Below are 8610 nucleotides of genomic sequence, written 5' to 3' on the forward strand. Positions count from 1 at the left end.
CCTATGTACCGGGCTGGCAGCTTCCCGGCGGTGGCGTCGAGCTGGGCGAGACGATGATCGAGGCGCTGGCGCGCGAACTCTCCGAGGAGGGCAATATTGCATTGACTGCGCCGCCGGTGCTGAAATCGATGCATTTCAACCGTCGGGCCAGCCGCCGCGACCATGTCGGGCTCTATTTGGTCGAGCAGTTCAATCAGACGGCGCCGAAGCTGCCGGACCGCGAGATCGCCGCAGCCGGTTTCTTTCCTCTCGACCGCCTGCCGGAGGCAACGACGCCGGCCACACTGCGACGGATTGCCGAGATTTTTGGCGGCGCGGCGGCGTCGCCCTACTGGTAGGTCACGCCGCCTTCCTGAACCGATTGCGATCATGCGGCGCCGCGTAGTCCAGTTCCGGCCCGACCGGCACGATGTGCGTCGGATTGATCGTTTCATGGCTGCCGTAATAGTGCGCCTTGATGTGGTGCAGGCTCACCGTGCCTGCGACCCCTGGGACCTGATAGAGGTCGCGCAGATAGTTCGACAGGTTCGGATAATCGGCGATGCGGCGCAGGTTGCACTTGAAATGGCCGACATAGACCGGGTCGAAGCGGACCAGCGTGGTGAACAGCCGCCAATCGGCCTCGGTGATGCGGTCACCGACGAGATAACGCTGGCGAGATAGGCGATCCTCGAGTTGGTCGAGCGCCGAGAACAGTTCGCCAAACGCTTTCTCATAGGCCGTTTGCGTGGTGGCAAAGCCGGCGCGGTAGACGCCGTTGTTGACTGAGGGATAGACCAGCGCATTGACCGCGTCGATTTCGCCGCGCAGTGCTTTCGGATAGAAATCGAGGCTGACATCGCCCCATTTGTCGAAGGCTGAATTGAGCATCCGGATGATCTCGGAGGACTCATTGGAGACGATTGTTTGTTCTCGCCTGTCCCACAGAACCGGCACCGTCACGCGGCCGGAATAGGCGTGATCGGCCTTGGTGTAGATCTGATGCAGGAAATCGAAATGGTAGAGCGTGTCACCGGTGGCGCCGTCCTTGGCCAGGAAGGTCCAGCCGTTGGCCCCCATGAAACGATGGACGACCGAGACGGAAATCACGTCCTCGAGTTTCTTCAATGCTCGAATGATCAGCGTCCGGTGCGCCCAGGGACAGGCAAGCGAGACATAGAGGTGGTAGCGGCCCGGCTCGGCCTTGAAGCCGCGCTTGCGGCCTTCGGCCGGCGTACCGTCAACCGTGACCCAGTCGCGCCATTGCGACTGCGCCCGCACGAACTCGCCGTCGCTGCCCTTGGTGTCGTACCCGCTGTCCTGCCATTTGCCGCCGACCAGCAATCCCATGCGATGTCCTTTCGTCTTCTTAGGGATGTAGGCACAAACCGACGATGCGGAAATCGCCAGGCGTTGAACAGTTCGTCAATCGCGAGGGCGGCAACCGAAGGGCGGCAAGCAAACGGCCGATTGCAGTTGCTGGAGATTGGTGCTAGCGGAAAATCCGCATGTTCGACTTCGCTTTGATCCGGTTCGACCGACGACGAAAGGGCGCCCGCGCTTGATGAAGCGCTGACTGGCGAACGCTGCCGTTTGCAGCAAACCTTTTCCCGTATACCGGAACGCAAAGACCATGAGCCTTGCCGACGTAAAATACCTGCCGGAAAAGCCGGCGCATGACCCCGAAATCGAAGCCATAAACGACGAAGCCTTCGGGCCGGGTCGTTTCGTGCTGGGCGCCTACAAGATCCGTGAGGGCGGCCCGCACGAACGCGCCCTGTCCTTCGTGGCCGTCCGTGGCGATATCGTTGTCGCTTCGGTGCGCATGACGCGCATCGCGGCCGGCTCCGGTCGCGCGCTGATGCTCGGACCGCTTGCCGTGCGGCCGGCCTTCAAGAGTCTCGGTATCGGCCGCCGGCTGGTGGCAATCGCGCTGGAGGCCGCCGCCAAGGCCGGCACGCCGGCCGTGATGCTTGTCGGCGACGAGCCCTATTACGGCCCGCTCGGCTTCAAGAGAATCCCGCGTGGGCAAATCTCCATGCCGCGCCCGGTCGATCTCGACCGGCTTTTGTCGCACGAGATCGTGCCGGGCGCGGTGGCAAGGCTGGTGGGGGAGGTTTGCCACGCCGATCAGGCAAGGATTGCCGCGAACGTCGCCGCGATGGCATGACCGTCCAGATGCGGTTGCGCCGTCCTGTCGGGCTTCGTAGCATGTGGCCGATGGTGCATGTCGCCCAAAAGTGCGCAGCGGTTTTGGGGTAACGACATGCATAAAAACAGAGAACGCGACGCGCTTTAGATAACGCGAGCGCTTTAGGTGGGGGACGCCGACATGAACCCGAACGGCCAGATTGCGATCGTCACCGGCGGCGGATCCGGCCTCGGCGAAGCGACGGCACGTGCACTGGCCGCGAAGCGCGCGGACGTTGCCATCCTCGACCTCGGCATCGAGCGTGCGGCGAAGATTGCGGCCGATATCGGCGGCATCGCCATCCAATGCGACGTAAGCAGCGCCGACGGCGGTGCTGCTTCAGTGGCGGAAGTGGTAAAAAAGTTCGGCGAACCCCGTATCCTGGTCAATTGCGCCGGCATCGCCATCGGCATGAAAACGATCGGCAAGGACGGCCCGCACCCGCTCGAGCAGTACCGCAAGGTGATCGAGGTCAATTTGATCGGCACCTTCAACATGATCCGCCTCATCGCCGACCGGGCCGCGAAACTTGAGCCGCTGGAGGGCGGCGAGCGCGGCGTCATCGTCAACACGGCATCGGTCGCCGCCTATGACGGTCAAATTGGCCAGGCGGCCTACTCAGCCTCCAAGGGCGGGGTCGTCGGCATGACGCTGCCGGTGGCGCGCGACCTTGCCCGGTCGGGCATTCGCGTCTGCACCATCGCGCCCGGCATCTTCAAGACACCGATGATGGCCGGCATGCCGCAAGAGGTGCAGGATTCGCTTGGCGCTGCGGTACCCTTCCCGTCCCGTCTCGGCGAGCCTTCCGAATATGCAGCCCTTGTGCTGCACATCATCGAAAACCAGATGCTCAACGGCGAGACCATCCGCCTTGATGGCGCCATCCGCATGGCGCCGAAGTAGCCGTCCATGAGTTCCTAAGTCGCCCCGCAGGCGAAGACCGGCCCGCTCGCCGGCCTGACGGTGATCGAGATGGCCGGATTGGACCGGTGCCGTTACCCGGCCTGATGCTGTCGGAGATGGGAGCCGAGGTGCTGCGCATCGAGCGGGCTGGGTCGACCCGGCCGTTTCTGACGCTACCGGATGAATACGACATCGACCGTCACGGCCGCTCCGTCCTGCGGATTGACCTGAAGCACTTGGAAGGCGCCGAACTGGTGCTGCGCCTTGCCGAAAAGGCCGACATGCTGATCGAAGGGTTTCGTCCCGATGTCATGGAGCAGCTTGGTCTTGGGCCGGACGCGGTACTGGCACGCAACTCGGCGCTGATCTACGGCCGCACGACGGGATTCGGCCAGAACGGACCGCTATCGGATCGTGCCGGCCACGACATCACCTACCTCGCCTATTCGGGTGTGCTGCGCCATCGGCCAGGAAGGAGGCCGGCCAGTCCCACCGCTCAACCTCGTCGCCGACTATGGCGGCGGCGCCGTGATGCTGGTTGCCGGCGCACTGGCCGCCCTGTTTGAGCGTTCGCGCTCCGGCAGGGGCCAAGTGATCGACGCCGCGATGACCGAGGGCGCTTCGATGCTGACGACACCTGTGCACGCCTTGATGGCAGCGGGCCTGTGGAGTGACATGCGCGGCGCGAACCTGCTCGATTCCGGCGCGCCCTTCTACGATACCTATGAGACGGCGGACGTACGTCGCCGTCGGCTGCCTTGAACCCCCGTTCTTCGCCGAATTCGCAAGACTGCTGCCGCTCGACGAACGTTTTGTACGCGGCCAATACGACAGGACATTGTGGCCGCAGATGCGCGCCGCCATTGTCGATCGAGTCGGGCAGAAGACACGGGACGACTGGGACCGTCTCTTTGCTGCGACCGACTCTTGTGTTGCACCGGTTCTGTCCCTGCGGGAAGCCAGGGATCATCCCCACAATCGCGCTCGCAACGCCTTTGTGACGTCGGGTGCGCTTGAGCGCCCCGCCCCGGCGCCGCGTTTTTCGCGCTCCCGGCCGACGCTTGCCGCTATGCCGGCCGATCACGATTGTCAGGCGGCGACCGTGCTGGCACGCTTCGGCCTTCCCGAAAATCGAAACTGAAGCCCTTGTCAAATCCGGTGTGATAGGTTGATAACCAGAGACTAAACATCAGCTTAAAACGGTGTGGATTTTGGCCGACCGGAAGAAGGACGTGATCCGCGAGACCGACGCCGAAGCGATCAGGCTGGCAAAGACGCTGATCCGCAGTGCCCGTTTCGGCGCGCTGGCGGTGATCGAACCCGGGACCGGTTCGCCGCTGGCCAGCAGGGTTGGCGTCGCCACCGATCTCGACGGCACGCCGCTGATCCTTGTATCGATGCTGTCCGCCCATACCGGCGCAATCCTTGCCGACCCGCGCTGTTCGCTGCTTGTCGGCGAGCCCGGCAAGGGCGACCCGCTGGCGCACCCGCGGTTGACGCTCGTCTGTCGGGCAGCACGGCTTGAGCGTGGATCCGGCGAGCACGCCCGCGCCGACCGGCGCTATCTCAACCGCAACCCCAAGGCGAAGCTCTATGCCGGTCTTGGCGACTTCTCGATCTTCCGCCTCGAGCCAGAGCGCGCCAGTCTCAACGGCGGCTTTGGCAAGGCCTACCTGCTCGAACGCGCCGATCTGGTCACGACCGCACCGATCGTCGAAGAGCTTGCCGCTGGCGAACAATCCGCCCTCGACCACATGAATGCCGACCATAGCGACGCAATCGCCGTCTACGCGCGCCACTTCGCCAAGGCGGTGGGCGACGGCTGGGTCGTCACCGGCTTCGACGCCGACGGCATGGACCTGGCGCTGGGCGACGATGTCTGCCGGGTGTTCTTTCCCGAGCCATTGAGGACGGCGCGCGAGCTCAGGCATGTTCTGGTCGACATGGCAAAAACCGGCCGAGTGGCGGATTAAACACAGTCCGACAGTTAATCGCGTCGGGCCAAAAGCAAGTCTTGAGGTTTGAGCGAGATGTTCTACGCTTTCCCGGTAGCGTTGAATCGCCAGCGCACATTCGCGAGTGAGCCTATGGAATCAGACGCTATTGCCCCCATAGCGCCGGATGAGCAGGAAGGCATGGGGGATCGATGGTCTCGAAAAAGCTAATTGCCAATGCCGAATCAGCGGCTGCGTTTCTGACGCTGATGGGCAACGAGAAACGACTGTTGATCATGAACTATCTGGCCGACGGTGAAATGTCGGTCGGCGCTATCGCCGAGAAGGTTCTGCTCAGCCAATCCGCCCTATCGCAGCATCTGGCCAAACTGCGGGCGCTCGATCTCGTCGAGACCCGGCGCGACCGGCAGATGATCTACTATTCCTGTAAATCCGATGCCGTGCGCGAACTTCTCAGCACTCTGGACGGGATTTTCGGCGAGGGTGAGCTATCGCAGATGGCATACCGCCCGCGTCGCTCCGGGACGTAACCGGCCAATGCATGTCGCCCAAAAGCCTGCCCTTGGGCTTGACCGAGGGTGCGAAGCGGTTTTGGGATAACGATATCCATAAATGCAAGAACTGGCCCGGGCACCCTTACCTCACTAACGATTCTAAGAGCGACTTGCGTCCAGTTGGACGCAGAAAGTACGCTCTAACACTTTGGATCCACGCGTCGTGCTGTCGGAAAGCTCACCACGATCGGGCCGATGCGAGTCAGCTGAGGCAAGCATGCGCCCCATTCGTATCGACGACCCGCAAGACCATCCGCGATACGAAAAGGACTGAACGGCTGGCGCTCTATCTCGGCGCCGAAGGCGAAGGCCTGCCCGAAAGCCTGCTCGCCCGTCTGCGGACGGTGCGGATCGATATGGCAGAAGGCTTCGACAGCCTGAATGTCGCCGCCGCGTCAGCCATCGCCTTACATCATTTTTCGGCAAGCAGCACCTGAGCCGCAGAAGACAGCATCACTGCCTGGGTTCAATGCGTCGATTCGGCCTTCTGCAGCGCCCGCACGCGATCGGCAAGGCTGCGTTCGCCGCTTCCCGCTTGGTTGGGTGCCGCAAGAACCTTTGCGATCGGCGACTCCGGCCCGTCGAGCGTCGCCGTCAGGGCGACGACTTGCGCCGCCAGGTCGCTCATCTGCTCACGCAATGCAGCGCTGGCGCGGCGCGCATCGTCGCCGTCTTCGGATTTGGATGCCTCGAAGGCGGCAAGCTCCGTTTTCAGTTTCTTGTTCTCGCGGGCCAGTTCCGTCAGCCTCGCCTCCAACCGCTCTCGGTCGCGGTCGAGCTTGGCGATGGCGTTTTGGGTGTCGTCGTCGTCCTTGACGGCCGCATCGCCCTGACTACCTTGCACTCCGACGAGACGAACCGCCGAGGCGTTTTCCACGCTTTCGCTTTTCGACTTTTGGCGAAGCCGCGCGATTTCCTTTTCGCGGCGGTCAAGCTTGTCCTCGCGATCGGCAAGCGTGGCGAGCAGGCGCTCGACCTTCTTGTCCAGTTCGCCGGTCCTTTTCTTCTCGGCCTTCAACGCGTCTCGTGCGGCCTTGCTCTCGGCCGCGCTCTCCTGTTGGCGCCTGTCCGCCTCCTTGCGCTGGCCACGCAGCACCGAAATGTCGTCGGCCAACCTTTGCAGTTCGGACTCGCGCGCCACAAGTTCGATCTGACGGCTGCTGGAAGAAAAGCTGGCGTCGTCATACATATGCTCCAGTTTTTTCAGCTCGAGCACACGCTTTTCCAGGGCATGTTCGGTTTGAGCAAGCCGATCCGACACAAGCTGCAGCTGGTCTTCGCGCTGTCGAAGGTCTTCGCCCTTGGCCTCGAGTTCGGAAAGGGCCTGTTTCTTGTCCTTCCGCTCGAGCGCCAGCTCCTTCAGGGCCTCGCGGCCGCGGCTGATCTCGACAAGCTGTTCGGCCGCCTTTTCGCGCAACGACTTGACGCTCATTTCGAGCCGGCGCGTCGACATGGCGAACTCGGCGCGGATGCGATCCTTCTCCGCCTGAATCTCGGCCAGCGTCAGCGGCATTGAGCCCTCGACGCGTTTGCGCGTCAGCATCACGGCCCGCCGCCAGATGGCCGGGGCAATCATCAGCGCCACAAAGCCGGCGCAGAGAAAGCCGAGGACAAAGAACAGGACCGACTGAACCAAGGTGACTATCCGTTATGGACCGTTAGGGACTGTGCCACGTTCGCATGACGGAATTCCAGTGCTGCGGCAAGGGTCTGCCGCAGCAATGTTCAAGTCTTCGACCCTGGAACCAATCGGGATGACGAGGCAACCGCCTGCTCAGAACGGATTCCAGGTGGCACGCTGGGTAAGCTTGAGATAACCGAGATTAACGCCAAGCCGGGCGCCGACGCCGGTACGGATCGGCACCAGCAGCACATTGTTGTTCTTCATCACGTTGAAGCCGACGCCAGCCACGAGATAGGCGGAGCCGGCAACGCCGCCGAAACGATTGTAGAGGCTGTTCACATCGTCGAGATTGTAGACCAGCATCATCACCCGCGAGCCCTCGCCGCCAAAATCCCAGCCGAGCGACGGGCCCTGCCAGAACACTTTGTGATCGCCGGCATTCTTGGTGTAGAGCGTGCCTTCGCCATAGGTCAGGCCACCGATCAGTGCGCCCGAGCCCTCCTCGCCAAGCAAATAGCCATTAGGCAGGCCGTAGGAGGCGAAAATCTTCTCGACGACGGTGGCGAGCCCGCCCGATGTTGCGCCGAAGAATTTATGCCCGGAATCGACGATCTCCTGAGCGGTGTATTCCTGGGCCCGCGAAGGGGAGGTTGAAAAGACGACGACAAGGCCCATCAGAGCGATCGCCATTGAGGTGACACGGGAAAAACTCCGGTCAGAGATGACACGGGAAACCCGGTCAGAGACGACACGGAGAAAACTCCGGTCGGTGATGACACGGAAAAAGCTCCGGTCGTAGTATCGGGAAAACATGCTTCCAATCTCCGTCAGGGAGCACTTTCGCCGACGCCTCGCATCCGTGCGGCTCTTTGGCGGCCGCTAAGGATGACTGTTATGGGCAAACTATGCCGTAATCCTTTTTCAACCATTAAGCTTTCACATGAAGATGGCGGTTAGAAGGCTGGTTTCGAGCCGGTTTCGCGTCGGTTGCGCAGTATCCGCCCCCTGCGTGAACACACCATTTTCGATAACGGCAATTCCGGATTTGTTGCTGCACGCTCAGGCGCTGTGTATTCAGTAGGCCTTGGGAGAGAGCGTGATTCGTGTGGACAGGCGTGACCATTGATCGCCCGGCCATTTTTAGTGAAATTTTGCAGGGACTTTCGCCGATGGCCGAGCTTTTCACCGTTTCCGCACCCGATCTCGCAGCGCTTTTGTGCAGCCGGGTCTGCCACGACATCATTTCGCCGGTCGGCGCCATAAACAACGGGCTTGAGCTGCTCGACGAAGGCGGCGCCGACGAAGATGCCATGAAATTGATTCGCCAGAGCGCCAGAAACGCTTCGGCCCGCCTGCAATTCGCCCGCATCGCCTTCGGCGCAGCCGGTTCTGCCGGCATGATGA

The 8610-nt window shown here is 62.2% G+C and carries 10 protein-coding genes and 2 pseudogenes; 9 read left to right on the forward strand and 3 right to left on the reverse strand.

The genetic code is table 11. The annotated features are described in order from the left end of the window. On the forward strand, positions 1-338 hold a 338-nt coding region (locus EOA85_RS19740; protein ID WP_127210852.1), incomplete at its 5' end, for an NUDIX domain-containing protein. A 1-nt stretch (position 339) separates the two neighbouring features. On the opposite strand, the gene EOA85_RS19745 is transcribed toward EOA85_RS19740, so the two are convergent. Then, positions 340-1329 carry a glutathione S-transferase family protein gene (locus EOA85_RS19745; protein ID WP_127210853.1) on the reverse strand — a complete coding sequence of 330 codons (990 nt, stop codon included), beginning with the start codon at positions 1327-1329 and terminating at the stop codon, positions 340-342. 283 nt (positions 1330-1612) lie between these two features. On the opposite strand from EOA85_RS19745, the gene EOA85_RS19750 reads away from it, so the two are divergent. The 7 genes and pseudogenes from EOA85_RS19750 (at position 1613) to EOA85_RS39905 (ending at position 6019) form a co-directional block, all read left to right on the forward strand. Beyond that, on the forward strand, positions 1613-2149 hold the full coding sequence (locus tag EOA85_RS19750) for an N-acetyltransferase (RefSeq protein WP_127210854.1): 537 nt from the start codon (positions 1613-1615) through the stop codon (positions 2147-2149). A gap of 162 nt (positions 2150-2311) precedes the next feature. After that, a complete protein-coding gene (locus tag EOA85_RS19755; RefSeq protein WP_127210855.1) occupies positions 2312-3073 on the forward strand; it encodes a 3-hydroxyacyl-CoA dehydrogenase in 762 nt (253 codons plus the stop codon). Positions 3074-3189: 116 nt separating this feature from the next. Beyond that, a pseudogene (locus EOA85_RS39895) lies at positions 3190-3835 on the forward strand (CaiB/BaiF CoA-transferase family protein). Continuing rightward, entirely contained in the window at positions 3798-4214 is a 417-nt protein-coding gene (locus EOA85_RS39900; RefSeq protein WP_281033758.1) for a CoA transferase, read from the forward strand. Before EOA85_RS39895 ends, EOA85_RS39900 begins: the two are co-directional and overlap by 38 nt. Positions 4215-4284: 70 nt before the next feature. Further along, a complete protein-coding gene (locus tag EOA85_RS19765) occupies positions 4285-5046 on the forward strand; it encodes a HugZ family protein (protein ID WP_127210856.1) in 762 nt (253 codons plus the stop codon). Between the two features lie 173 nt (positions 5047-5219). After that, positions 5220-5558 carry a metalloregulator ArsR/SmtB family transcription factor gene (locus EOA85_RS19770; RefSeq protein ID WP_127210857.1) on the forward strand — a complete coding sequence of 113 codons (339 nt, stop codon included), beginning with the start codon at positions 5220-5222 and terminating at the stop codon, positions 5556-5558. Between the two features lie 11 nt (positions 5559-5569). Next, the gene (locus tag EOA85_RS39905; RefSeq protein ID WP_281033759.1) at positions 5570-6019 is read left to right on the forward strand and encodes a TrmH family RNA methyltransferase; all 450 of its coding nucleotides are present in this window, start codon (positions 5570-5572) and stop codon (positions 6017-6019) included. 29 nt (positions 6020-6048) lie between these two features. On the opposite strand, the gene EOA85_RS19780 is transcribed toward EOA85_RS39905, so the two are convergent. After that, entirely contained in the window at positions 6049-7218 is a 1170-nt protein-coding gene (locus EOA85_RS19780) for a hypothetical protein (protein ID WP_127210858.1), read from the reverse strand. Positions 7219-7356: 138 nt separating this feature from the next. Then, positions 7357-7896, reverse strand: coding sequence for an EipA family protein (locus tag EOA85_RS19785; protein WP_051694969.1), 540 nt, complete (start codon positions 7894-7896; stop codon positions 7357-7359). Positions 7897-8375: 479 nt separating this feature from the next. Here EOA85_RS19785 and EOA85_RS19790 point away from each other — a divergent pair. Continuing rightward, positions 8376-8610 (forward strand): annotated as a pseudogene (locus EOA85_RS19790) (histidine phosphotransferase); the annotation flags it as partial.

It is taken from the genome of Mesorhizobium sp. M5C.F.Ca.IN.020.29.1.1 (assembly GCF_003997375.1).
GTDB lineage: Bacteria > Pseudomonadota > Alphaproteobacteria > Rhizobiales > Rhizobiaceae > Mesorhizobium > Mesorhizobium wenxiniae.

Bases quoted from the DNA above. Each gene is read 5' to 3' on its own strand.
- EOA85_RS19745 (WP_127210853.1), bottom strand. From the start codon at position 1,329: ATGGGATTGCTGGTCGGCGGCAAATGGCAGGACAGCGGGTACGACACC.
- EOA85_RS19750 (WP_127210854.1), top strand. From the start codon at position 1,613: ATGAGCCTTGCCGACGTAAAATACCTGCCGGAAAAGCCGGCGCATGAC.
- EOA85_RS19755 (WP_127210855.1), top strand. From the start codon at position 2,312: ATGAACCCGAACGGCCAGATTGCGATCGTCACCGGCGGCGGATCCGGC.
- EOA85_RS39900 (WP_281033758.1), top strand. From the start codon at position 3,798: ATGAGACGGCGGACGTACGTCGCCGTCGGCTGCCTTGAACCCCCGTTC.
- EOA85_RS19770 (WP_127210857.1), top strand. From the start codon at position 5,220: ATGGTCTCGAAAAAGCTAATTGCCAATGCCGAATCAGCGGCTGCGTTT.
- EOA85_RS39905 (WP_281033759.1), top strand. From the start codon at position 5,570: ATGTCGCCCAAAAGCCTGCCCTTGGGCTTGACCGAGGGTGCGAAGCGG.
- EOA85_RS19785 (WP_051694969.1), bottom strand. From the start codon at position 7,896: ATGGCGATCGCTCTGATGGGCCTTGTCGTCGTCTTTTCAACCTCCCCT.